The organism is Bradyrhizobium sp. USDA 4501 (genome assembly GCF_054062115.1).
Map to the genome: position 1 here is coordinate 3,062,881 of NZ_JBSSEX010000001.1, position 23,760 is coordinate 3,086,640.

The window sequence follows — 23,760 nt, forward strand, 5'->3', positions numbered from 1 at the left end:
TCGCTCCCCTCGCCTCAGACGCGCTCGATAATGGTGGCGGTGCCCATGCCGCCGCCGATGCACAGCGTCACGAGCGCGGTTTCCTTGTTGGTGCGCTCGAGCTCGTCGAGCACGGTGCCGAGGATCATCGCGCCGGTCGCCCCTAACGGATGGCCGAGCGCGATCGCGCCGCCATTGACGTTGATCTTGGCGTTGTCGATGTCGAACGCCTGGATGTAGCGCAGCACCACCGAGGCGAAGGCCTCGTTGAGCTCGAACAGGTCGATGTCCGACTTCTTCATGCCGGAGCGCTCGAACAGCTTTTCGGTGACGTCGACCGGGCCGGTCAGCATCATCGCGGGCTCCGAGCCGATATTGGCGAATGCGCGGATCTTCGCCCGCGGCTTCAACCCGTGCTTGGCGCCCGCCTCCTTGCTGCCGAGCAGCACGGCGCCGGCGCCGTCGACGATGCCGGAGGAATTACCGGCGTGATGCACGTAATTGACCTTCTCGACCTCGGGATGCGACTGGATCGCCACCGCGTCGAAGCCGGCCATCGCCGCCATCGCCGCGAAGGACGGCTGCAGCTGCGCCAGCGACTGCATCGTCGTGGTCGGGCGCATGTGCTCGTCCTTGGCGAGGATGGTCAGGCCGTTGACGTCCTTGACCGGCACCACCGACTTGCCGAAGCGGCCCTCGTCCCAGGCCTTGGCCGCGCGCTGCTGGCTCTGCACCGCGTAAGCGTCGACGTCGTCACGCGAGAAACCGTATTTGGTCGCGATCAGATCGGCCGAGATGCCCTGCGGCATGAAATAGGCCGGCACCGCCATCGAGGGATCCATCGGCCAGGCGCCGCCGGAGGCGCCGATGCCGACGCGGCTCATCGATTCCGCGCCGCCACCGATCACGAGCTCATGCTGGCCGCTCATGATCTGGGCTGCGGCGAAGTTCACGGCATCGAGGCCGGAGGCGCAGAAGCGGCTGATCTGCACGCCCGGCACCTTCTCGCCGAGGCCGGCGTTCAGCGCCGCGAAACGGGCGATGTCGGAGCCGGCCTCGCCGACCGGATCGACCACGCCGAGCACGACGTCGTCGACGGAATCCTCGGGAAGATTGTTGCGCTCCTTGAGCGACTTCAGCGGCACCGTGGCGAGCGCCAGCGCGGTGACCTCGTGCAGCGCGCCGTCGGCCTTGCCGCGGCCGCGCGGGGTACGAACGTGATCGTAGATGTATGCCTCAGGCATGACGCCCTCCTTGATATGAGGATCATAATATATACGGAAGGACACGCCGCCGCAGCAGTGCGGCGGCAATTTTTCAAGGCTTTCTTGTTTGACGCGTTTTCTTCACGCGAACCGGTCTCCACTTCGCTGGAAAACGCTTCAGAACGCTTCCGCGGCCAATTCCATCGTGGTGGCGCTGCCGCTCTGGATCCGGGCCAGATGCACGGCGGTCTCCGGCAGCAACTTCTCCATGAAGAAGCGGCCGGTCACGAGCTTGGTGTTGAGGTACGGCGTGGTGCCGGCGGCGGCCTTGTCCTGCGCCACCTTGGCCATCTTCGCCCACATGTAGCCGAGCGCGACGAGGCCGAACAATTTCATGTAGTCGGTCGCCGCGGCGCCGGCATTGTCGGGCTTGGCCAGCGCGTTCTGCATCAGCCAGCCGGTGGCCTGCTGCAGATGGCCGAGCGCGGTGGAGAGCGGGGTGATGAACGGCTTCATAGCCTCGTCGGCACCATGCTCCTTGGCGAAAGCGCCGACCTCGCCGAAGAACGCCATCGCGGCACGGCCGCCGTCGCGCGGCAGCTTGCGGCCGACCAGGTCGAGCGCCTGGATGCCGTTGGCGCCTTCATAGATCATCGCGATGCGCGCATCGCGCACGAACTGCTCCATGCCGTGCTCGGCGATGTAGCCGTGGCCGCCGAACATCTGCTGCGCCGAGACCGTGTTGGCGAACCCGGTGTCGGTCAGGACGCCCTTCAGCACCGGCGTCATCAGGCCCATGTGATCGTCGGCAGCCTGGCGATCCCCAGCGTCGTTGGAGCGGTGCGCGACGTCGCTCTTCAGCGCGGTCCACACCACCATGGCGCGCGCTGCCTCGTTGAAGGCGCGGATGGTGAGCAGCGTGCGGCGCACGTCGGGATGCACGATGATCGGATCGGCCGGCTTCTCGGGTTCCTTCACGCCGGTCAGCGAGCGGCCCTGCAGGCGCTCGCGGGCATAGGCGACCGCGTTCTGATAGGCGACCTCGGACTGCGCGAGGCCCTGCACGGCGACGCCGAGGCGAGCCTCGTTCATCATCACGAACATGCCCTGCATGCCCTTGTTCTCTTCGCCGATCAGCCAGCCGGTGGCGTTGTCGTAGTTCATCACACAGGTGGAATTGCCGTGGATGCCCATCTTGTGCTCGATCGAACCGCAGCTGACGCCGTTGCGAGCCCCGAGCGAGCCGTCGGCATTGACCAGCACCTTCGGCACCACGAACAGCGAGACGCCCTTGATGCCGGCCGGCGCGCCTTCGATGCGCGCCAGCACCAGATGGATGATGTTCTCAGTGAGGTCGTGCTCGCCGGCGGAGATGAATATCTTGGTGCCCGTGATCTTGAAGCTGCCGTCGGCCTGGCGCACCGCCTTGGTGCGGAGCAGGCCGAGATCGGTGCCGCATTGCGGCTCGGTCAGGTTCATGGTGCCGGTCCACTGGCCGGCGACCATCTTCGGCACATAGGTCTGCTTCTGCTCGGGGGTGCCGTGCACCAGCAGCGCCGCGGTCGCGCCCATGGTCAGCCCGCCATACATCGAGAACGCCATGTTGGCGGAGATCTGGAATTCGTTGACCGCCTGCGAGAGCGTCACCGGCAGGCCCTGGCCGCCGAATTCCGTCGGCGCCGAGAGGCCGAGCCAGCCGCCTTCGGCGACCTGCTTGAAGGCGTCCTTGAAGCCCTTCGGCGTGGCGACGCTGCCGTCGTCATTGCGCTTGCAGCCTTCGAGATCGCCTGTGCGATTGAGCGGCTGCAGCACCTCTTCGCTGAGCTTGGCGGCCTCGCCGAGGATCGCCTCGCGTACATCGGCCGAGGCATCGGTGAAGCCGGGAAGATTGCCGTAGCGGTCGATCTGGAAAACGTCGTTGAGCAGGAAGCTGACGTCTTCGACGGGGGCTTTGTAGGTTGGCATGCTGGTCTCCCGGCTGGCACGTGGCCGCATATGCGACGGACGCTGCGCAGCGTGTCCTTGGGTTGTTGGAGCGGACCTTATCCGGTTCCGGAGGTCCGCGGCAGATGCTATCGCGACTGTGATTGCGAAGTTGCGCCGCTTTGCTTCATCAACTCCTCGCCCATCATCCGATGCAGCAGGTTGATCGCCTTGAGCGGACGCACCATCACCTTGAAATGCGTGATCCGGCCGTCACCATCGAATGTGATGATGTCGACGCCGTTGAGCTTGATGCCGTCGATCTCGTTCTCGAATTCGAGCACCGCGCCGGCGTCATTGCGCCACTCGCCGAGATACTTGAAGGTCGGGCCGCCGAGCACCTTGGCGGCGCTGGTGAGATATTTGAAGGTGATGTCGCGGCCGCGCTGCGGCGTGTGCACGACCGGGCTTTCGAACACCGCGTCGGGATGCAGCAGGTCCCACAGGGCGGCGGTGTCGTGGGACTTCATGTAGGCGTACCACTTGTCGAGGCCCGGCTTGCTCATTCGGACGTCTCCTGCGGCGGGGTTAAGAAGCCTGGACATCGGCGCACGCGACAGCGGCACGCCGATCACCATATGCATATTGACGCATATGCACACTAACGCATAAAGTCAAGCGAACTTCAGAATGACCTTTTGGGGAACTGAGATGGAGGTGGGCGTTGGCACTCGGTGACGCAATCCTTGCCTGCCTCACGGAACGTCCGATGACGGGCTATGAGCTCGCCAAGACGTTCGATGCGTCGATCGGCTTCTTCTGGAAGGCCGACCATCAGCAGATCTACCGGGAGCTCTCGCGGCTGCGCGACAAGGGGCACGTCCAGGGCCGCGAGGTGGTGCAGTCCGGCAAGCCCAACAAGCTGGTCTATACCCTGACCGCCGAAGGCCGCGCGGCACTGAAGCACTGGGCAGCGCGCCCGAGCGTGCCGCCCTCGATCAAGGACGACCTTCTGGTCCGGCTCTATGCGCTCGACTGCGTCGACATCGAGCCGCTGCGCAACGACCTGATGGCGCGGCTGGAGCATCATCGCGATCGCTATGAGCGCTACGAGCGCCTGCTCAACAAGCGCTTTCCCGACGGCACCGCGCCGCCGGCCGATGTCGGCAAGATGCTCAGCCTGCGCCTCGGCATGCGCCATGAGCGCATGGTGGTGGAATGGTGCGAGGAGGCGCTCGACGCGCTCTCGGCGATGTCCGGCCGCAGCAACGTGCTGCCGCTCGACGACGGCAAGCGCGAAAGCAACGGCTAGAAACAAATCTCCAACCTCCCCTTGAAAAGGGGAGGTCGCTTTGCTCGCAGAGCAAAGCGGGTGGGGATCATCGCTCTCCACACGCAGCAGTGTGTGCGGCAAACCCCCATCCCGACCTTCCCCTTTCAGGGGGAAGGAGAAGAGGAGCAGCACCGCAGGGCATTGTCCTGATCCGGCGCAACAGGTTCCCGGATTCCCTAACTTTAGCGCCCGTCGGCCGCATTCCTTAACCCGTTATTTACCGTGACGGGAAAAAGTCAGCAGCTGAGGCAGACGCCCGGCGCAGAATTCGATTGTCTCTTAACGAGAATGCGCGGGGAGGCTGCGGGCGCAGGGTGTAGCGCCGGAGTCGGGACCGGACGGAATCATGAATTCGCGCGTATCGTGGAGTGTTGACGGCATCGATCCCTCCGTCCGCGACAGGGCCGAGGCGGCTGCGCGCCGCGCCGGCATGTCGTTGAACGACTGGCTCAACTCCACCGTCGGTGAACCGAGCCCGCCGGATTGGCGCATGGAGCAACGGCAGCCGATGCCGAGCCGGGAAAGCCGCGAGGTCGCCGATATCCACCAGCGGCTCGACGCCATCACCCGGCAGATCGAACAGATTGCAAAGCCTCTGACGCGCGCCGAAGCGGTGCGCGCCGAAGTGCCGCGCGGCCAGCCCGCCGTCGCGCGACAGCTGAACGACGCGATTTCGCGCCTCGATGCCCGGCTGTCGCAAATTTCGCGACCGCAGCCGGCGCGCGAGCCGCAGCCACAGCCGATGCGTGAGTCGCAGATGCAGCGCGAGCCGCAGATGCATGACCGGCAACTGGAGGAGAGGCTGCGCCAGGCGGAGGCGGTCGAGCGCGCCGCAGCCCAGGTCTATCGCCCCTCGCCGCCACTGAGCCCGGCCTCGTTCGATTTCGCGATCGCGGAGATCGCCGCGCGCCAGAACGAGCTCGACGTATCAGCGCAACGCCAGATGCCGCCGCGCGGCGCGCCGCCGATGCCGCAATCGGCGCCGCCGATGGCCGCCTATGCGCCACCGCCACCTGCCGGGCCCGACTTCTCCTCGCTCGAGCGTCAGCTGCTCAAGATCACGAGCCAGATCGAGGCGCTGCAGCGGCCCGACCATATTGAACAGTCGATCGCGGCCTTCCGCGGCGAGCTTGCGGAAATCCGCCAGGCGATCACCGAGGCGATGCCGCGCCGGGCGATCGAGTCGATCGAGAACGAGATCCGCTCGCTGCATCACCGGATCGACGAGCTCCGCCAGGAGGGCCGCAACGGCCAGGGCCAGGCGATCGCCGGCATCGAACGCGCGCTGTCGGAGATCCGCGAGTCGCTGCGCACGCTGACGCCCGCCGAGCAGCTCACCGGCTACGACGAGGCAATCCGCAATCTCGGCGCCAAGCTCGACATGATCCTGCGCGCCAACGACGATCCGTCGACGGTGCATCAGCTCGAGAGCGCGATCGCCGCGCTGCGCGCCATCGTCTCCAACGTCGCCTCCAACGACGCGCTGCTGCAGCTCTCCGGGGACGTGCATGCGCTGGCCGCGAAGGTCGACCAGCTGTCGCAGATGTCGCGCGCCGAGACCCATGGCGATGCCTTCGCCGGGATCGAGCAGCGCATTGCCGCATTGGCCTCGACGCTGGAGACCCGCGAGCGGCCGGCCGGCTACGACAACACCGACGCCATCGAAGGCGCCCTGCGCTCGCTGTCGGAGCGGATCGACCGTCTGCAGGTCGGCAACGACAGTTCGTCGGCATTCACCCATCTCGAGCAGCGCGTCTCGTATCTGCTCGAGCGCCTGGAGTCCGCCGACCAGCGCTCCGGCAATCTCGGCCGGGTCGAGGAAGCGCTGCATGACATCATGCGGCACCTCGAGGCGCAGCACGCCCACATCGCCTCGCTCGCCGACGCCGCCCGCAACGTCAACACCTCCTCGCCGCAGCCGATGATGGACAGCGGCATCGTCGACATGGTGAAGCGCGAGCTGTCCGACATCCGCTTCAGCCAGTCGGAGACCGACCGCCGCACCCAGGATTCGCTGGAGACCGTTCACAACACGCTCGGCCATGTCGTCGATCGTCTCGCGATGATCGAGAACGATCTGCGTACGGTGCGCACCGCGCCGCCTGCTCCCGCGCCGGCCGAACCGCGGATGGAAGCTCCGCGGATGGAAATGCCGCGCGCGGCGATGTCGCAGCCGGTCGCGCAGCCCAAAGCTGAAGCGTACAAGCCTGAATCGTACAGGCCCGAATTGCCCAATCCTGCGCTGGCGCAGGAGCACTTCATGTCCGCGCCGCGCGAATTCCATGCCGCGCAGCCGGTCGAGAGCGCGCCGCCGCCGCCGCCGCTGCCGCCGCGTGCGATCAGCGAGATCCTCGAGCCGCATGCGGCGTCCGCACGCGCCGCGATCGCGCCGGACCTGCCACCGGATCATCCGCTCGAACCGGGTACACGCCCCTCCGGCCGCGGCGCTTCGCCGTCGGAGCGGATCGCGGATTCCGAGCGCGCGATCTCTGATCTTCCCGCCGGCAAGAAGGAGCCGGTCTCGACATCGAGCTTCATCGCCGCCGCACGCCGCGCCGCGCAGGCCGCTGCCGCGCAACCCGTCAACGAGAAGGCGGCGCGCGCCGCGAGCAAGGCTGCAGCCAAGGCCAAGGAGAAGGCCGACAAGGCCGCGAAGGCGGCTGCCGCCAAGGCCGGCACGGCCGCGGCCGGCGCGACGGCGACTGGCGCGCCGGAGGCGCAGCCTTCGACCATCACCTCCAAGATCCGTTCGCTGCTGGTCGGCGCGAGCGTGGTCGTGATCCTGCTCTCGACCGCCAAGATGGCGATGAACCTGCTCGACACCAGCTCCGCGCCGCAGGTGCCGACGATCGAGCACAGCGAGCCGGCCACGCCGCCCATGCAGCCGCCTGCCGAGAATTCCTTCGCGCCCGCCCCGGCTGCGCCGTCCGGCGGACCCGGACCGTCAGTGCCCGGGCCGTCGATGACCTCGCCGACCCCGCTCGGCCGCCAGTCCAACAATACTCCGGCGCCGAACACGCTCGACAGCGCGCAGGTGACGATCCCACCGGCAATCGCGCCCGCACCCGCCGCCGCGCCTGAGCCGACCGCGGCGCCAACAGCCGCCGCCAACGACGTCACCGGCACGATTCCGACCGCGCCGCCGCTCGGCGGCAAGCTCGCCATGGTCCAGATCCCGGCGGGCGAGAAGCTGCCCGATGCGATCGGTGGTCCGGCGCTGCGCAGCGCCGCGATCAAGGGCGATGCGGCCGCGGCCTATGAAGTCGGCGTCCGCTTTGCCGAGGGCAAGGGCGTGACCACCAATGTCGACGAAGCCGCCAAATGGTATGCCCGCGCAGCGCAGGCCGGCGTGGTGCCCGCGATGTTCCGGCTCGGCACCTTCTACGAGAAGGGCCTCAGCGTGAAGCGCGACTTCGATGTGGCACGACGCTACTACGTGCAGGCCGCCGAGCGCGGCAACGCCAAGGCGATGCACAATCTCGCCGTGCTCGACGCCGATGGCGGCGGCAAGGGCGCCGACTACAAGAGCGCCGCGCAATGGTTCCGCAAGGCGGCCGATCGCGGCGTTGCCGACAGCCAGGTCAATCTCGGCATCCTCTATGCCCGCGGCATCGGTGTCGAACAGAACCTCGCCGAGTCCTTCAAGTGGTTCAGCCTCGCGGCCGCGCAGGGCGACGCCGACGCCGGCCACAAGCGCGACGATATTGCCAAGCGGCTCGACCCGCAGTCGCTGGCCGCAGCGAAGCTGGCGATCCAGACCTTCACCGCCGAGCCGCAGCCGAGCGATGCGGTCAACGTGCCGGCGCCTGCCGGCGGCTGGGACGGCGCGGCCGCGCAGCCCGCCGCGGTGAAGTCGGTCAAGCAACCCTCGAAGCGGACCGCGGCGCTCGCCGCTCCAGCTCACTAGGTTCGAGACGGCTGCGGCGCCCTGACGGCGCCGCTGTCCTATACCTCAGGCCTTCGGCCGTGTAGACAGGCGCGCAGTTCCGCGCCGTCGGGGCGCGCGTTCCGGAGGGTCAGGCTTGTCTGTCCACGATCGCCAGGATGATGGAACGGGCCACCGTTCCTCGCCGACCGGTCCCCGCGTGGCGCCGCCGCGGCAGGCGCCGTCTCCATTCGCTCCGCGCCCTTCGGCCTCGCCTCCGCCGACGCCGCAAGGGAACGTGGCATCGCCGCCCCGCGCGTTCCGGTTCTCGCTCTGGTCCATCATCATCTTCGTGCTGCTGCTGTCGAGCGTCGCCATCCAGGCTTACCGGGACCTGTCGACGCCGGGCGCCTGGGACTTCTGGCGCGAGACCTACATCGCGGCCAGCATGACGTCCGCGGTGATTCCCGACGTCGACATCGACGGATCAGGCCGCGGCCGGCGGGCGCTTGCGATCAGCGGCAAGATCGGCTCGGCCAGCGCGAGCTGGTTCCGCGACCGGCTCAGCGAGGCGCGTCTCGCACCGGGCGACGTCGTGCTGCTGTCGTCGCCGGGCGGCGCGCTGAACCAGGCCGCGATCATGGGCGAGGTCATCCGCACGCGCGGGCTCGTCACCGCGGTCGCCACATCAGATGCCTCGGGCAAGCTACGCCCCGCGTCCTGCGCCAGCGCTTGCGTCCTGGTCTATGCCGGCGGCCAGACCCGCTATGGCATCGCGGGCTCGCGGCTCGGCGTGCATCGCTTCACGACGAGCACGCCCGTCAGCGATCCCCTCGCCGAGGCCCAACGCATCCAGGGCATGGTGCTGGGCTACGTGACCAAGATGGGCGTCTCTTCCGGGATCGTCGAGGCGATGTCGCAAACCTCCGATATCCGCTGGCTGAACCCGAAAGAAGCGCTCGCGCTGAACCTGATCACCAAGCCGGTCGATCGGCCGTGAGGCGACACAGGCGTCATTAATCTGAATTATCAACCACGTCCGCAGACGGCGGCCAGGTGCGGCGAAAAATGCCCCCGGGAGCGGATTCTTTAGTCCCTCCCCCCGCCGATTTCAGTTATGCAAGAACGCGGCAATCGACCCGCGTTCGCCTGCGTCTTGCGCGCCGACCGGATTCGTTCAGCCGGAGAATGCCCGACCAGAACGACATCACGCCGTGATGCGGCCTTGTGCTGCCGAACTCGCGGCGAACCGACAAGAAGCGACGCGCGTGCAGCTCTACCTCCCGATCGCCGACATTCCGGTCAATGTCTTCCTCATCCTGGCGATGGGCGCGGCGGTTGGATTCGTCTCCGGCATGTTCGGCATCGGCGGCGGCTTCCTGATGACGCCGCTGCTGATCTTCGTCGGCATCGCGCCCGCTGTCGCGGTCGCCTCCGTCGCCAGCCATATCGCGGCCTCCTCGTTCTCCGGTGCCATTTCCTATTGGCGCAGACGCGCGATCGATCCGCTGCTGGCGGCGGTGCTCCTGGTCGGAGGCACTCTCGGCACCACGTTCGGGGTGTGGACCTTCACCTTCCTGCGCTCGCTCGGCCAGCTCGACCTGATGATTGCGCTGTCCTACGTCATCCTGCTGACGACGGTCGGCGGGCTGATGTTCTGGGAAGGTTTGCGCGCGATGCTGCGCGTCCGCCGCGGCGGTCCGATCGCGCTGCGCAAGCCCGGCAGCCATGGCTGGATCCACGGCCTGCCCCTGAAGCTGCGCTTCAAGCGCTCCAAGATCTATCTCTCCGTCATCCCGGTGGTCGTGGTCGGACTCGCGATCGGCTTCATCGGCGCGGTGATGGGAATCGGCGGCGGCTTCATCCTGGTGCCGCTGATGATCTATGTGCTGCGGGTGCCGACCTCGACCGTGATCGGCACCTCGATGGTGCTCACCCTCGTCACCATGGTGTTCGCAACCATGCTGCACGCGGTGACCAACCATCTGGTCGACGCCGTGCTGGCGCTGATCCTGATGGTCGGCGGCGTCACCGGCGCGCAGTTCGGCGCCCGCGCCGGCCAGAAGATCCGCGGCGAGCATCTGCGCCTGCTGCTCGGCCTGCTGGTGCTCGCGGTCGGCATCCGCTTTGCGGTGGAGCTGGTGATCCGGCCGCAGGACCTCTACAGCATCCGCGAAACCGGCGGAGCCCCGCCATGAGGCTGCGCGCGGCGCTCGCGATCATCGGTCTCGCCGCCGCCAGCCTGGCGGCCGCGCCCGCTCATGCCGAGCGGCTGATCGTGTCGGTCTCCAACCACCGCGTCACAGTGACGCCGAACTATTCCGGCGGCGAGCTCGTGCTGTTCGGCTCGGTCGAGAAGGACGACAAGACGCCGGCCAATCGCAACAATTACGATCTCGTCGTCACGGTGTCCGGCCCGCGCGCCGACATGGTGACGCGGCGCAAGGAGCGCAAATTCGGCATCTGGATCAACACCGACTCGCGCCAATTCCTGCAGGTGCCGGGCTATCTCGCGCTGTTCTCGAATCGCCCGTTCGACCAGATCGCCTCGCCCGAGGTGCAGCGGCGGCAGCAGCTCGGGCTCAACAACGTGCTGCTGATGCAGCGGGTCGGGCCCGACTATGCCGACGTGGTGCCAAACGACCCGTTCCGCAGCGCCTTCGTGCGGCTGCGCTCCGAGCACGGGCTGTACCGTGAGGCGACCTCGGCGGTGACCTTCCTGACCCCGACCCTGTTCCGCACCGGCATTCCGCTGCCGGCGGAGGTGCCGATCGGCACCTATAATGTCGAGATCAAGCTGTTTTCCGACGGCGCGCTGGTGACCAAGGCCGAGACCGCGTTCGAGATCGTCAAGGTCGGCTTCGAGCAATTCGTCGCCACCACCGCGCGGCATAACGGCCTTGTCTACGGCCTGATCACCGCGTTCATGGCGCTGATGACCGGCTGGATGGCCTCGATCGTGTTCCGCAAGGATTGATCTAGCCAGCCCTGCTTTGCAATGCGCTTTCGAACGCGTCGCTGAGGATCGAGAGGCCAAGATCGATCTCGTCGTCGCTGATCGTCAGCGGCGGTGCAATGCGGAATACGCTGCCCATGCCGGGCAACTGAGCGATGTTGGTGCTCAGTCCAAGCTGCATGCAGCGCTGAGAGACACGCGTTCCGAGCGCTTCGTCAGGCTCCTTGCTGTAACGGTCGCGCACGATCTCGATGCCCTGCATCAGCCCCCTGCCGCGCACGTCACCGATGCATTCGAACCGGTTCTGAAGTGCGAGGAGCCCGTCCCTCAGCCGCGCGCCCGCTATCCTGGCGCGCTCGACCAATCTGTCGCGAAGGATGATCTCGATGACCTTCAGCCCGACCGCGGCCGGCATCGGGTCCGACACATGCGTCGTGTAGAACAGGAAACCGCGTTCGTGACACCGCTCTTCGATCTCGCCGGTGGTGATGACCGCAGCCAGAGGCAGCCCGGCACCGAGCGTCTTCGACAAGGTCAGGATATCAGGCACGACGCCGTCGCGCTCGAAAGCGAACATGGCGCCGGTTCTGCCGAGGCCGGTCTGCGCCTCGTCGATGATCAGCAGCATGCCGCGTGCCCGGCACAGCTCCTTCAACTCAGCAAGGTAGCCTTCAGGCAGATCGATCAGCCCGCCGGAGCTGAGGATCGGCTCGGCGATCATGCAGGCAAGCGAGCCGGTCGATTGGCGATCGATCAGATCGAAGGCGTAGGCCAGCTCGGCCCGCCAGTCGGCCGCGTTGCCGAAGCGCGGGCGATAGGGGTTCGGCGTCGGGATCGCGAGCGAGCCGACCGGCGCCGGACCATAGCCCTTGCGGCCGGCCGAATAGGTCGTTCCGGCCGCGCCAGACGTCATTCCGTGCCAGGACTGTGCGAACGCGACGGTCTCGAAGCCGCCGGTGGCGAGCTTGGCCATCTTGATCGCAGCTTCATTCGACTCGCCGCCGGTGCTCAGCAGCATGACGCGATCAAGCCCCGGCGGCAGCAGGCCCGCGAGCTGCTCGGCCAGCGCGACGACCGGGCGCGTCAGCATGCCGCTGCAGAGATGGTCGAGCCGTTCGGCATGCTCGCTGATGGTCTGGACGATCTCCGGGTGACCGTGACCGAGCACGGCGCTCATCTGCCCGGACGTGAAATCCAGGATGGCCCGGCCGTCGGCGTCATAGACGAAGGACCCGGAGGCGCGCTCGATGATGACGGGAGCGAACGTCCCGCCATAGCGAATGAGGTGCCGCCGCGCGCGATCCCAAAAGGATTTGTCGTCATTTCCGGCCATGCCCGCTCCTTGCTGCTCGGTTGCAGCGATCAAAGAACCCTCGCACCACATCTTATGCGCGCGCGAGGGCAATGACATTGCGATTTGAGATGCATTTCAGCCCTTCTTCTGCAAACAATTGCGCAAAAGATGGAGAATGCGAAAGAAATGGGAACCGCGATCGTGATTGACGAGATCGACCGAAAAATCCTCGACGTGCTGCAGGTCGAGGGGCGCATCACGAATCTCGAGCTGGCCGAGCGGATCGGCCTCTCGTCCGCCCCCTGCCTGCGACGCGTCCGCACGCTCGAAGAGGCCGGCGTCATCAATTCCTATGTGGCGCTGGTGGACCCGACGCGGGTTAGACTCGGATTCGACGTGATCGTCGAGGTCCGTCTCAAGCAACAGAACAGGGAATCCTTCACGCGCTTCGAGCGGAAGGTAATCGACCTTCCGGAGGTCGTCGAATGTTGCATGATTGCCGGCGATTGGGATTACTCGCTACGGATCGTGTCCTCGGACCTCGCGCGCTACCAATCGTTCATCCTCGACCGCCTTATGCATCCGGATAGCGACGTCGCGAGCTACCGCACGACGATCATCCTGCGAAAGGTCAAATCGACGACCAAGATCGATAGCTCGCTGTTCGGCGAGGGTTGAGGAGTTCGAACAAGCTACAGCAGGAAGCCGATCCCCATCGCGATCACGCTGAGCGCCATCGCGCCGGTCGAGAGCCAACCGAGCCAGTACAGCCATCCGCGGACCACAAAGCGGTCCATGACGTCCCGGCGGCGGGCCATGAACATCAGCAGCACCATCACGGGCACCGCGAGCACGCCGTTGACGACCGCACTCCAGTACAACGCCGCGATCGGATCGATCGGCGTGAAGTTGAGCGCGATGCCGATGCCGCCCGACAGCGCCAGCACCGAATAGAACGCGATCGCCTCCTTCGGCCTGCGCGTCAGCCCAACCCGCCATCGCCGGCCCTCGCCGACCGCATAAGCCGTCGCACCCGCGAGCACCGGAATCGCCAGAAGGCCGGTGCCGACGATGCCGAGCGCGAAGATCACCTCGGCAAACGGCCCGGCGATCGGGCGCAGCGCCTCGGCGGCCTGCGCCGAGGTCTGGATGTCGGTCTTGCCGGTGGCGTGCAGCGATGCGGCGGCGGTGACGATGATCGACAATGCGATCAGGTTCGAAAACGCCATGCCGGTGATGGTATCGGCGCGGATGCGCGAGAATTCGTGCTGGGCGCCGTAATGCCGTTCGATCAGCGGATGCTTGGTGGCGTCGACCCGCTGCTCCTCCGCCTCCTGCGAGGCCTGCCAGAAGAACAGATAGGGCGAGATCGTGGTGCCGAGGATCGCAACGATGGTCGTGAAATAGTCGGCGCTCCAGCTGATGCGCGGCAGCAGCACGCCGGCCAGGGCCTCCATCCACGACACCTTGGCAAAGGCGAGCGCCGCGACATAGGCGAACAGGCTGAGCGTCAGCCATTTCAGGATCGTGACGTAGCGCCGGTAGTTCATGAAGATCTGCGCGGCCACCGAGGTCACGCCGAACAGCACCACATAGAGAATGGCCGGACCGCCGATCAGAAGCTTTGTGGCATCGGCCATGGCCGAGAGGTCGGCCGCGATATTGATGGTGTTGGCCATCGACAGCAGCGTCACCACGACGGCGAGCAGCCAGCCTGGATAATGCCGGCATACATTGCCCGCGATGCCATGCCCGGTGACGCGGCCGACCCGCGCCGAGATCTCCTGGATCGCGCTCATCAGCGGAAACGTCAGCAGCATGGTCCAGCCAATGCCGTAGCCGAGTTGCGCGCCGGCCTGGCTGTAGGTGCCGATCCCCGAAGGGTCGTCGTCGGAAGCGCCGGTGATCAGCCCGGGTCCGAGCGTCTTCAGGACACGGCTGAAACTGAATGGCTGGCGCCGAGGCTTCGCCGCCGGCGCATCGTCATGTTTGTCGTGTGGTGGGATCGTCCCTTGCCGCGTCATGTCCGGTTCCAGCCGTCTGACAACGAGCCGGATACCGGCAAGGTTCCTGAGGCGAACCTACGGCTCGATGACCGTGGCGATGCCGGGCTCGAGGATGCGCAGACGGCGGCCGAAGCCGAGCGCATCGAAGCTCGCGCGCAGGTCGCTCGCGCTCTGCCGGAAATGCGCCCAGCCGTCGGTATGAACCGGCACGATCACCGCGTCCGCAAAGGCGTGCGCGGTTTCGATCGCGTCATTGGTGTCCATGGTGAGATGGAAGGGGCCGCGGGTTTGCGCCGCGCCTGCGAACGGCAGCACCACGCCGCAGTCGAAGCGCCGCGCGACCTCGGCGACGCCGTCGAACCAGGTGGTGTCGCCGCTGACATAGACCGGACGGCCGGGCTTCGCCGGCTCGACCACGAAACCGATGACGTCGCCGGACAATGGCTCGATCCCCGCCGGCCCGTGCCGCGCCGGCGTCGCAGTGATGGTGAGCGTCCTACCGCCTTTCGTCAGTGTGGTCCTTGCCCAGGGCGCAAAGCCCTCGGCGTTGCCGCCAAGCCGCCTGGCGCCGGCCTCCGTCGTCAGCACGCGCTTCACGCCTTTAAGGAAATCCCGGCCGGAATGGTCGAGATTATCGGAATGCTGGTCGTGGCTCAGCAGCACCGCATCGATCGCGCCGACATCGCGCGCGCCGAGCGCGGGGCCCGTCAGCTTCTCCAGTTTCACATGCGGCAATTGATACTCGCCGGGCGCATCGAAGGTCGGATCGGTGAGCAGGCGGAACCCGTCGATCTCGATCAGGGCGGTGGGACCTCCGATCAGCGTGATGGTGATGCTCACGTCATACTCCTGTTGGCCGCCGCTGCCGCCGGGCGGGTCACCAGGTAAATGCCGAGCGCCACCGGAACGATCCCGAGCAGGTCGCGAAATTCGACATGCTCGCCGAGCACGAGATAGGCGAACAGCATGCCGAGCGGCGGCATCAGGAAGTGATAGGCGCTTGCGGCGGTCGCACCACACACTTTCAGGAGATGAAACCAGAGCAGATACGCAAGGATCGAGCCGCCGAGTACGAGGAAGGCGAAGGCGCCGGCAAGCCGCATGCTGGGCACGATGTCGCTGACGCTGGAGAGCATGAAGGCAAACGGCATCACCGCAAGGCCGCCGGCGATGTTCTGGATGCCGTTGCCGATCCACAGGCTGCCCTTCGGCGCCAGCAGCTTGAACAGCACGGTGCCGGCGACGATCGAGGCGATCGAGGCCAGCGTGAACAGGATGCCATGCGGGCTGTCCGATCCGACCGACATGCGATGCCAGACGATGAAGGCGACGCCGACGATGCCGAGCACGAGACCAATCACCTTGCGCAAGGTCATGCTCTCGCCGAGGAACAGCGCTGCCAGCATGGCGGTGAACACCGGATTGGCCGAGACGATCAGCGCGCCAAGTCCGGCGGAGACCGTCTTCAGGCCGGTATAGCCGAGGCCGAGATAGAGCGCGTTGTTGGCGACGCCGAGCACGGCGAACACCGCCGCATCGCGCCAGGTGAGATCCCATTGGTCGCGGCGCAGCCAGGAGATGGCGAGGATCAAGACCCCTGCGAGCGAAAACCGCGCGGCGAGCAGGATCAGCGGCGGGCAGTCGGTGACGCCGATTTTGCCGGCCACGAACGCGTAGCTCCAGAGCAGGCAGAACAGGGCAATCAGCAGCGGCAGGGTATTGAAGCGGGCGCGGGAGGCGGCCATCGAGGTAGCGGCGGACATGGGCGAATTCTCCTTCGGCCATGATATAGGCCCGCGCCTTGATATTTGGAAATTAAATGATAGACTGACGTGCAGTGGATTTCCAAATGGAGGCTGCCATGCTCGACCTGGAGCTGTTGCGCAGTTTCGTCTCGGTGGTCGATGCCGGCGGCTTCACCCGCGCCGGAGAGCGCGTCCACCGCACGCAGTCGACGGTGAGCCAGCAGATCAAGCGCCTGGAGGAGGATGTCGGCCAGCCGCTGTTGATCCGTAGCGGCAAGGACGTCACCCCGACGGAAGCCGGCGAGCGGCTGTTGACCTATGCGCGGCGGCTATTGTCGCTCGCCGAAGAGGCCCGTGACGTGCTCTCGCGCCCCGGCAGCGAAGGCGCGATCCGGATCGGCATCACCGAGGATTTTGCCGCCTACCGGCTGACAAAGCTGCTCGCCACCTTCGCGCGCAGCCATCCGAATCTGCGGCTCGATGTGCGCTCCGGGCAGAGCCTGTTCCTGTACCGCGATCTCGAACGCGGCGATCTCGATCTGGCGCTGATCAAGCGCGCCGCCAATGAGAAGGGCGGCATCGCGGTCTGGCCTGAACGGGTGCACTGGGTCACCAGCAAGGGCCACCCGCGCGATACGACGGCCGGCTCGGTTCCGCTGATCGGTTTCGCCTCGGGCTGTCTCTACCGCGCCCGCGCCATCCATGCGCTGGAGAGCGCCGGCCGCAACTGGCACATGGCCTACACCTCCTCCAGCCTCGCCGGCATCCAGGCCGCGGTCGCCGCGGGCCTCGGGCTCAGCATTTTGTCTGAGATGTCGATCCAGCCCGAGCATCGCGTGCTGACCGCAAAGGACGGCTTTGCGCCGATCGACCGCACCGAGGTCGCCCTCGTCGCCGCCCCCGAGGCCAGCCCGGCGACATTGCGGCTGGCGGATCGGCTCGCGGAGTATTGCGAGAGCGTGCAGGCGAAGGCGGCTTAGGCGAGGTCGCGCAACAATCTCTGCTGTCGTCCCTGCGAAATCAGGGACCCATAACCACAGGGCTGTGTTGCTGAAGCAAGCTGTGGCCCAATCGTCGCACAACAACGACGATCGGTGGTTATGGGGCCCGGGTCGCGCTTCGCTTGCCCGGGACGACACCGAGAATGATGGCAGCTTGGAATAAGCTGGTCGGCGATCGCTAATAACACCGCGACGCCACGAACGCGTGGACGCGGTTGTCGCCGAGCACATGGGCCATGAAGCCGGGCGATCCGAAAATCCGTGTGAACGCGGCGTCGCGGATGCTCAAGCCGCCGGTGTAGGCGCCGAACGCCGGCATCACCGCGCGCTCGCCGTCACAGGCGAAGCAGCGGCGCTCGATCGAGCGGCCGCGGGTCGGCACCCGCGCCTTGGGGTGCAGGTGTCCGGCGATCTCGCCGGCGGCGCCGGTCGGCTCATGGCGGAACACGATCGGACCGATCGCGACTTCGGTCGCGACCACGCCGCCGAGATCGGACGGCAGCGCCGGATCGTGATTGCCCGAGATCCAGATCCAGTTGCGCCGCAGCTGCAACGCCGCGAGCGCCTCGCGGTCCGGATTCGACAGGCGTTCATGCGCATCGCGATCGTGAAAGCTGTCGCCGAGCGCGATCACCTGCCGCGGATCGTGCCGCGCGATGACAGCAGCGAGCCGGCTCAGTGTCGCGACCGTGTCGTAGGGCGGCAGCAGCACGCCGCGGCTGGCGAAGCTCGAGCCTTTTTCCAGATGCAGGTCGGAGACCACGAGCAGGCGCTGCGCTTCCCAGAACAGCGCGCCGGAGAAATCCGCCACGAAGCCGACATCCGCCACCGTGACCCTCGAAACGCGCATGTCGTCACCGTCTCGCAAAGCTAGCGCGCTTGCCGTCACGTCCTGTTCCCCAGAGTAGCAGCGTTACGTCGTCGCCTCCCGCACGAGTTCCTCGGCCGCCTCGGCCAGGAGCTCGTCGGATGCTTCGCCATAAACTGACTCGCGGCCGATTTCCAGCAGCGCGGGGACGGCAAGCGGAGAAACGTGGTCGAGGTCCTTGTGGGTGATTCGGCCGTGGATGCGCGAAAGCATGTCGCTGAGACGGCGAAGATCGAGCAATCCCGTGGCGGCATCGCCGCGCGCGGCGCGCAGCAGCACATGATCGGCCTGGTGCTTGCGCAGCACGTCGTAGATCAGGTCGGTCGAGAACAGCACCTGGCGGCGCGACTTCTCCTCGTCGGTGAAGCGTCGCGCGATCAGGCCGGAGATGATGGCGCAGTTGCGGAAGGTGCGCTTCATCAGCGCCGATTCCGCAAGCCACGCCTCGAGGTCATCGCCGAGCATGTCGGGATCGAACAGCGCGTTGAGATCGAGCTTGCCGTGCCGGATCATGAAGGAGAGATCGCCGACACCCCAGACCGCAAGCGCATACTCGTTGGCGACGAAGCCGAGCGGACGGGCGCGGGCGCGCTCCAGCCGGCGGGTCAGCAGCATGCCGAGCGTCTGATGCGCGAGCCGGCCCTCGAAGGGATAGCAGACCAGATAATGGCTGCCGCCGCGCGGAAAGGTCTCGACCAAGAGCTCGCGCACCGCCGGCACACGCGAGAATTTTCGCTGCAGCGACAGCCAGTCGTGCACCTGATCCGGCAATCCGTTCCAGGCGCGGCTGTTGTCCAGCAGCTTGCGGACGCGTTCGGCAAGATAGGTCGAGAGCGGGAACTTGCCGCCCATATAGGACGGCACTTTTGCATCTTTATCATTGGTGCGGGAGACATAGACCTGGTCTTCAACCAAGGCCTCGTAGCGCACCACCTCACCGCCAAAGACAAAAGTGTCGCCGGGCACGAGGCCCTCGATGAAGACCTCCTCGATCTCGCCGAGCATCCGGCCGCCGCGCGCGATCGCGCCGGTCGATCCGCTACCGCCGGCGCGCGAGCGCACCAGCCGCACCTTCAGCATGGTCTCCTCGACAATGGTGCCGACGTTGAGACGATAGCTCTGCCGCACCTTGGGATTGGTGACGCGCCAGCGGCCCTGCTTGTCCTGCTTGATGCGCGCGAAACGCTCATAGGTCTTCAGTGCGTAGCCGCCGGTGGCGACGAAATCGACGACATCGTCGAAATCGGTGCGTGCGAGCGATGCATAGGGCGCTGCGGTCCGGACCTCATCATAGAGCTCATCGGACAGAAACGGCTTGCCGCAGGCGCAGCCGAGCACGTGCTGGGCCAGCACGTCGAGCGCGCCCGAGCGCAGCGGCGGCGTGTCCTGCGCATTCTCGGCGATGGCGTCGATCGCGACACGGCATTCCAGCACCTCGAAGCGGTTGGCCGGCACCAGCACGGCGCGGGAGGCCTCGTCGAAGCGGTGGTTGGCGCGGCCGATCCGCTGCATCAGCCGCGAGGAGCCTTTCGGCGCGCCGATATTGATGACGAGGTCGACATCGCCCCAATCGACGCCGAGATCGAGCGAGGAGGTGCAGACCACGCCGCGCAGCTTTCCGGCGGCCATCGCGTCCTCGACCTTGCGGCGCTGCGCGACGTCGAGCGAGCCGTGATGCAGCGCGATCGCCAGCCCATCGTCATTCATGCGCCAGAGATCCTGGAACAGCATCTCGGCCTGGCTGCGGGTGTTGACGAACACCAGCGTGGTCTTGTTGCGCTTGATCAGCTCGTAGACCTCGGGCAGCGCGTGGCGCGCGCTGTGGCCGGACCACGGCAACCGTTCCCGCGTGTCGAGCATCTCGACCACCGGCGGTGCGGCGCCGCTGGCGGTGACGACGTCGGCGGATGCATTCTGGCCACCGGGCTGCGGCACCAGGAAGCGCGCGAGCTGCTCCGGCTCGGCGACCGTCGCCGAGAGGCCAATAGCGCGTGTCTGCGGCGCGATGGTCCAGAGCCGCGCAAGTCCGAGCGACAGCAGATCGCCGCGCTTGGAGGTGACGAGCGCATGCAGTTCGTCGAGCACGATGCGCTTCAGCGAAGAGAACAGGAACGGCGCGTCGTCGGACGCCAGCAGCAGCGCCAGCTGCTCCGGCGTGGTGAGCAGGATGTCCGGCGGATAGCGCCGCTGCCGCTGCCGCCGCGACACCGGCGTGTCGCCGGTGCGGGTCTCGATCCTGATCGGCAGCCCCATCTCGGCGACCGGCGTCTCCAGATTGCGCGCGATGTCGACCGCGAGCGCTTTCAGCGGCGAGATGTAGAGCGTGTGCAGCCCGCCACTGCGGCGAACGCCGCGACCGGTGGAGATGAGGGCTGGGCGAACCGTCTTCGATTCAATTTCGTCGCTTGCGAGATCGTCGGGCTCCCTCCCCCTGAAAGGGGGAGGGCTGGGGTGGGGGTCAGCCGCTTGCTCCGTGCCCGCGGCTGACCCCCACCCGTCCCGCTCGGTTGCGCTAGTGCGCCCCCGAGCGTGCCGACCTCCCCCTTTCAGGGGGAGGTAAGAGTTCTTGCCCTGCCCCTCTCCACTCAACTCCACCAGCGTCGGCAAGAACCCCGCCAGCGTCTTGCCCGCTCCGGTGGGCGCGATCAGCAGCGCGGAGCACTGCTCGCGCGCTTTCGCCAGCAGCGCGAGCTGATGCTCGCGCGGCGACCAGCCGCGTGAGGCAAACCAGTCGCGAAACCGGCGCGGCAGGAGATCGGCCGTTTCCGACGGCGGAACGGAAAAGAGATCGAGCGTCGACACGCCCAAGAGGTAGGTGGTTCAGGCGGTTTCGTCGAGGGCGGAGCGGAAATGGCGGCAGGTGGCAGGACTACCAGCGCGCTCCGTGCGCTGCGAAGCGCCTGGATGTCACCTCGTCCCGCCTGTGGGGAGAGGCATAGGCCGCCCTTGGCGGCCGTTCAAAGAAACGCCGAAGCGAAGCTTCGGCTATGTCGCATCGCCAGATGCGATCCGGGTGAGGGGGTACAGGTCTTACAACTCGCACCGCCTCGCGGAGGGAAGCCCCTCACCCCGCCCTCTCCCCGCAAGAGCGGGGCGAGGGGGACGAGAGAGCGAGGCTTACCCAACTACTCCGTCATCGGCTGGTCGGAAAGGTCCCAATCCTTGCCGTTGAAGATCGAGACATAGAGCGTCTTCATCGGCGTGTAGTCGTCGGGCGTGTAGCTGTAATTGATGCCATCAAGGAAATAGGGCGAGTGGAAACCGGCGAGCGTGGTGGCGTGCTTCAGCACGTTGGCGCGGGTCAGGTCGTCGCCGCAGCGGCGCAGGATTTCGCCCATCGTTGCCGCCTGGCCGTAGCCGGCGAAGGCGATGGTGTTGTCAGGGTCGATGTTCGGCAGGTACTTCTTGCGCAGCTCCTCGAACGCGATCACGTCCGGATCCTTCTCGTAGCGGGGTACGCCGACTTCCTTGTTGTAGCGAATCGCGACGATGTCCTTGGCGTTCTCGAGGCCCGCGGCGCTCAGGATCGAGCGACCGGTCGAGCCCGCCGACAGCAATTGCAGCGGCTTCCAGCCGAGTTCGGTCACCTTGCGGATCGACTGCGACGTCGCCTTGCCGGTGGTGATGTTGTAGAAGACGTCGGCGCCCGACTTCGAAAGATTGATGAGCTGCGAATCGACCGTCGGATCGGTGAGATCATAGGTCTGCTCCATGATCACCTGTGCCTTGCCGCCGGCATCGGCCAGCACCTTCTTGAACGGCCCGAGGAAGTCGCGGCCGAAATCATCGTTCTGGTAGAGGATACCGACCTTGGCGTTCGGCTTCACGCTGACGACGTGCTTGGCGAGAACGCGTGCCTCGGTCGGATAGAGCGGCAGGCCCGCCATGGTCCATTTGAAATTCTTCGGGTCGTTCCACTTCGAGGCGCCGGTGTTCAACAGCAGTTGGGGAACGCCCTTGGAATTGAGGTATTTATGCACGGAGGTCTGCGGCGCGGTGCCGAGCGAGCCATACAGCGCCAGCACCTCCTCCTGCTCGACCAGGCGGCGCGTCGCCTCGACGCATTTCGGCGCGCTGTAGGCGTCGTCCATGGTGAGGAATTTCACCTTGCGGCCGTTGATGCCGCCCTTGTCGTTCAGCATCTGGAAATAGGCTTCGCCGACGCGGCCGAGCACACCATAGAGCGAGCCGGGGCCGGAATGCGGCACGGTCTGGCCGAGCTTGATCTCGGTGTCGCTCGCACCCGGATCGTACTTCTTGTCGGCGGCCCGGACGAAAGGCGCGGGCAGCACGGACACGGCGATCACAGACAATGCGGTGGCGCCGAACTCGCGCCGTGTATGCTTTTTCATTATTTCTCTCCCTGAGGCGAAAAGCTCTCGCATTCCGCCCTGCGCCGGGCAAGCGCGAAGTCACAGCTTTGCGGCGCAATGCCGCGTCACGGCAAATGCGTAGCGTGTAGACTCAAGTTTGAGTGCGAGGCGGTGCTCTCTTCCCTTCTCCCCTTGTGGGAGAAGGTGGCTCGCATCGAAGATGCGAGCCGGATGAGGGATCTCTATCCGCGGAGAGAGACCCCTCACCCCGCTTCGCTGCGCGAAGCGACCCTCTCCCACAGGGGGAGAGGGTGAAAAGCGTCACGGCTTCACAGCCACGGCGACGAGTCCGGGTGCCGGGATATTGTCTTCATTGCGCGCCGAGAGATCGTCGAGCTGGGCCAGCGTCAGCCCCGCGGCAGCGATGGAGTCGCGCACGTAAGCTGCGCTGTGGGCGTAGCGCAGTCCCTCGCCGATGATGACGCCTTCGCCGTCATGGGTCTCGGCCGTGAAGGCGAGCACGCCGCCCGCCACCAGGACGCGGCTGGCCTCGGCGAGCACCGGCGCGAGATCGGCGACATAGACCATCGCATCGGCGGCCAGGATCAATTCGGCGCTGGCCTCGCGTTTGGCCGAAACGGCCTTCAACATGTCGTCGACCTCGAGCTCGGCATAGAGGCCGGTGGCGCGCGCCTTGTCGATCATGCGCGGCGACAGGTCGATGCCGATGAAGCGATCGACATGCCGGGCGAATGCGCCGGCCGCCAGCCCGGTGCCGCAGCCGAGATCGATCGCACGCTTGAAGAAGGCCGGTTTCTTTGCGCCCGCACGCACCGACAGAACCGCCTTGAACAGCAGTGCCGGGCCGCGATAGCCGAGATCGCCGACCAGCGCGGCCTCGAAGCGCGGCGCATATTGATCGAACAGCGTCTGGACATAGCCCGGCGGCATCGCGCTGACGGCCTCGACGCCGAGCTGCATCAGACGAAGGCCGGCGCCATGCCGGTCTTCGGGATCGGCGTCGCGCGCGCCGCGGAACGCTGCGATCGCGGCCTCGCGCTGACCGAGCTCCAGGCGGATCTTGCCCAGCGTGTACCAGGCCGACGGGAATTTCGGCACAAGCTCGATCGCCTGTTCGAGCAGCTCGGCGGCGGCCGGCAGATCGCCCTTCAATTGCAGGTCGCGCGCGAACTCGTAGCGGCGGTCGGCGACGAGGTCGCCGGAGGACAGAAACAGGCGGGGGGCCATTCGCTTTAAGGAACCAATCTCGGC

Annotated in this window: 18 protein-coding genes; 7 read left to right on the forward strand and 11 right to left on the reverse strand. The window is 66.4% G+C overall.

The window, feature by feature from the left end:
* Positions 1-14 precede the first annotated feature (14 nt).
* From ACVWZM_RS14070 to ACVWZM_RS14080, 3 genes are all read right to left on the reverse strand, one after another.
* On the reverse strand, positions 15-1,223 hold the full coding sequence (locus tag ACVWZM_RS14070; protein ID WP_283065077.1) for an acetyl-CoA C-acetyltransferase: 1,209 nt from the start codon (positions 1,221-1,223) through the stop codon (positions 15-17).
* A gap of 138 nt (positions 1,224-1,361) precedes the next feature.
* Positions 1,362-3,149, reverse strand: coding sequence for an acyl-CoA dehydrogenase C-terminal domain-containing protein (locus ACVWZM_RS14075; protein ID WP_057016064.1), 1,788 nt, complete (start codon positions 3,147-3,149; stop codon positions 1,362-1,364).
* Between the two features lie 107 nt (positions 3,150-3,256).
* A complete protein-coding gene (locus tag ACVWZM_RS14080; protein WP_076832836.1) occupies positions 3,257-3,673 on the reverse strand; it encodes a nuclear transport factor 2 family protein in 417 nt (138 codons plus the stop codon).
* Positions 3,674-3,831: 158 nt separating this feature from the next.
* Here ACVWZM_RS14080 and ACVWZM_RS14085 point away from each other — a divergent pair, with 158 nt between their 5' ends.
* The 5 genes from ACVWZM_RS14085 to ACVWZM_RS14105 all read left to right on the forward strand — a co-directional run bounded on the left by ACVWZM_RS14085 (position 3,832) and on the right by ACVWZM_RS14105 (position 11,282).
* On the forward strand, positions 3,832-4,419 hold the full coding sequence (locus ACVWZM_RS14085; protein ID WP_057016062.1) for a PadR family transcriptional regulator: 588 nt from the start codon (positions 3,832-3,834) through the stop codon (positions 4,417-4,419).
* A 367-nt stretch (positions 4,420-4,786) separates the two neighbouring features.
* The gene (locus tag ACVWZM_RS14090) at positions 4,787-8,347 is read left to right on the forward strand and encodes a hypothetical protein (protein ID WP_456853576.1); all 3,561 of its coding nucleotides are present in this window, start codon (positions 4,787-4,789) and stop codon (positions 8,345-8,347) included.
* Between the two features lie 115 nt (positions 8,348-8,462).
* A complete protein-coding gene (locus ACVWZM_RS14095) occupies positions 8,463-9,305 on the forward strand; it encodes a hypothetical protein (RefSeq protein WP_456783346.1) in 843 nt (280 codons plus the stop codon).
* Between the two features lie 268 nt (positions 9,306-9,573).
* Positions 9,574-10,503: a sulfite exporter TauE/SafE family protein gene (locus ACVWZM_RS14100; RefSeq protein ID WP_076832838.1), complete on the forward strand. Its 930-nt coding sequence runs from the start codon at positions 9,574-9,576 to the stop codon at positions 10,501-10,503.
* On the forward strand, positions 10,500-11,282 hold the full coding sequence (locus tag ACVWZM_RS14105) for a TIGR02186 family protein (protein WP_168858471.1): 783 nt from the start codon (positions 10,500-10,502) through the stop codon (positions 11,280-11,282). The genes ACVWZM_RS14100 and ACVWZM_RS14105 overlap by 4 nt, the downstream gene beginning before the upstream one ends.
* A 1-nt stretch (position 11,283) precedes the next feature.
* On the opposite strand, the gene ACVWZM_RS14110 is transcribed toward ACVWZM_RS14105, so the two are convergent.
* Positions 11,284-12,594 carry an aspartate aminotransferase family protein gene (locus ACVWZM_RS14110; protein ID WP_456853578.1) on the reverse strand — a complete coding sequence of 437 codons (1,311 nt, stop codon included), beginning with the start codon at positions 12,592-12,594 and terminating at the stop codon, positions 11,284-11,286.
* A 147-nt stretch (positions 12,595-12,741) separates the two neighbouring features.
* Here ACVWZM_RS14110 and ACVWZM_RS14115 point away from each other — a divergent pair, with 147 nt between their 5' ends.
* Entirely contained in the window at positions 12,742-13,233 is a 492-nt protein-coding gene (locus ACVWZM_RS14115) for an Lrp/AsnC family transcriptional regulator (protein ID WP_076832842.1), read from the forward strand.
* A 14-nt stretch (positions 13,234-13,247) separates the two neighbouring features.
* Here the strand turns inward: ACVWZM_RS14115 and ACVWZM_RS14120 are convergent, their stop codons facing one another.
* The 3 genes from ACVWZM_RS14120 to ACVWZM_RS14130 are packed head-to-tail and all read right to left on the reverse strand — an operon-like array spanning position 13,248 to position 16,324.
* Positions 13,248-14,579 carry an NRAMP family divalent metal transporter gene (locus ACVWZM_RS14120; RefSeq protein ID WP_076832379.1) on the reverse strand — a complete coding sequence of 444 codons (1,332 nt, stop codon included), beginning with the start codon at positions 14,577-14,579 and terminating at the stop codon, positions 13,248-13,250.
* A 57-nt stretch (positions 14,580-14,636) separates the two neighbouring features.
* Positions 14,637-15,401, reverse strand: a complete 765-nt coding sequence (locus ACVWZM_RS14125; RefSeq protein WP_456853580.1) for an MBL fold metallo-hydrolase — start codon at positions 15,399-15,401, stop codon at positions 14,637-14,639.
* On the reverse strand, positions 15,398-16,324 hold the full coding sequence (locus ACVWZM_RS14130; RefSeq protein ID WP_456853582.1) for a DMT family transporter: 927 nt from the start codon (positions 16,322-16,324) through the stop codon (positions 15,398-15,400). Before ACVWZM_RS14130 ends, ACVWZM_RS14125 begins: the two co-directional genes overlap by 4 nt.
* A gap of 98 nt (positions 16,325-16,422) precedes the next feature.
* Here ACVWZM_RS14130 and ACVWZM_RS14135 point away from each other — a divergent pair, with 98 nt between their 5' ends.
* Entirely contained in the window at positions 16,423-17,286 is an 864-nt protein-coding gene (locus ACVWZM_RS14135) for a LysR family transcriptional regulator (RefSeq protein ID WP_076832845.1), read from the forward strand.
* Between the two features lie 199 nt (positions 17,287-17,485).
* Here the strand turns inward: ACVWZM_RS14135 and pdeM are convergent, their stop codons facing one another.
* The 4 genes from pdeM to ACVWZM_RS14155 all read right to left on the reverse strand — a co-directional run bounded on the left by pdeM (position 17,486) and on the right by ACVWZM_RS14155 (position 23,736).
* The gene (gene pdeM, locus ACVWZM_RS14140) at positions 17,486-18,157 is read right to left on the reverse strand and encodes a ligase-associated DNA damage response endonuclease PdeM (protein WP_076832388.1); all 672 of its coding nucleotides are present in this window, start codon (positions 18,155-18,157) and stop codon (positions 17,486-17,488) included.
* 63 nt (positions 18,158-18,220) lie between these two features.
* Positions 18,221-20,977, reverse strand: coding sequence for a ligase-associated DNA damage response DEXH box helicase (locus tag ACVWZM_RS14145; protein WP_456856693.1), 2,757 nt, complete (start codon positions 20,975-20,977; stop codon positions 18,221-18,223).
* 323 nt (positions 20,978-21,300) lie between these two features.
* On the reverse strand, positions 21,301-22,527 hold the full coding sequence (locus ACVWZM_RS14150; RefSeq protein WP_456853584.1) for an ABC transporter substrate-binding protein: 1,227 nt from the start codon (positions 22,525-22,527) through the stop codon (positions 21,301-21,303).
* A 282-nt stretch (positions 22,528-22,809) separates the two neighbouring features.
* Complete coding sequence (locus ACVWZM_RS14155; RefSeq protein WP_456853586.1) at positions 22,810-23,736, reverse strand: methyltransferase domain-containing protein; 927 nt, start codon at positions 23,734-23,736, stop codon at positions 22,810-22,812.
* Positions 23,737-23,760: the final 24 nt, after the last annotated feature.

What these genes read in the sequence shown, in the direction of transcription:
- ACVWZM_RS14080 (WP_076832836.1), bottom strand. Translation starts at nt 3,673, where the DNA reads ATGAGCAAGCCGGGCCTCGACAAGTGGTACGCCTACATGAAGTCCCAC.
- ACVWZM_RS14070 (WP_283065077.1), bottom strand. Translation starts at nt 1,223, where the DNA reads ATGCCTGAGGCATACATCTACGATCACGTTCGTACCCCGCGCGGCCGC.
- ACVWZM_RS14130 (WP_456853582.1), bottom strand. Translation starts at nt 16,324, where the DNA reads ATGTCCGCCGCTACCTCGATGGCCGCCTCCCGCGCCCGCTTCAATACC.
- ACVWZM_RS14155 (WP_456853586.1), bottom strand. Translation starts at nt 23,736, where the DNA reads ATGGCCCCCCGCCTGTTTCTGTCCTCCGGCGACCTCGTCGCCGACCGC.
- ACVWZM_RS14115 (WP_076832842.1), top strand. Translation starts at nt 12,742, where the DNA reads ATGGGAACCGCGATCGTGATTGACGAGATCGACCGAAAAATCCTCGAC.
- ACVWZM_RS14090 (WP_456853576.1), top strand. Translation starts at nt 4,787, where the DNA reads ATGAATTCGCGCGTATCGTGGAGTGTTGACGGCATCGATCCCTCCGTC.
- ACVWZM_RS14110 (WP_456853578.1), bottom strand. Translation starts at nt 12,594, where the DNA reads ATGGCCGGAAATGACGACAAATCCTTTTGGGATCGCGCGCGGCGGCAC.
- pdeM (WP_076832388.1), bottom strand. Translation starts at nt 18,157, where the DNA reads ATGCGCGTTTCGAGGGTCACGGTGGCGGATGTCGGCTTCGTGGCGGAT.
- ACVWZM_RS14075 (WP_057016064.1), bottom strand. Translation starts at nt 3,149, where the DNA reads ATGCCAACCTACAAAGCCCCCGTCGAAGACGTCAGCTTCCTGCTCAAC.
- ACVWZM_RS14120 (WP_076832379.1), bottom strand. Translation starts at nt 14,579, where the DNA reads ATGACGCGGCAAGGGACGATCCCACCACACGACAAACATGACGATGCG.
- ACVWZM_RS14135 (WP_076832845.1), top strand. Translation starts at nt 16,423, where the DNA reads ATGCTCGACCTGGAGCTGTTGCGCAGTTTCGTCTCGGTGGTCGATGCC.
- ACVWZM_RS14150 (WP_456853584.1), bottom strand. Translation starts at nt 22,527, where the DNA reads ATGAAAAAGCATACACGGCGCGAGTTCGGCGCCACCGCATTGTCTGTG.
- ACVWZM_RS14105 (WP_168858471.1), top strand. Translation starts at nt 10,500, where the DNA reads ATGAGGCTGCGCGCGGCGCTCGCGATCATCGGTCTCGCCGCCGCCAGC.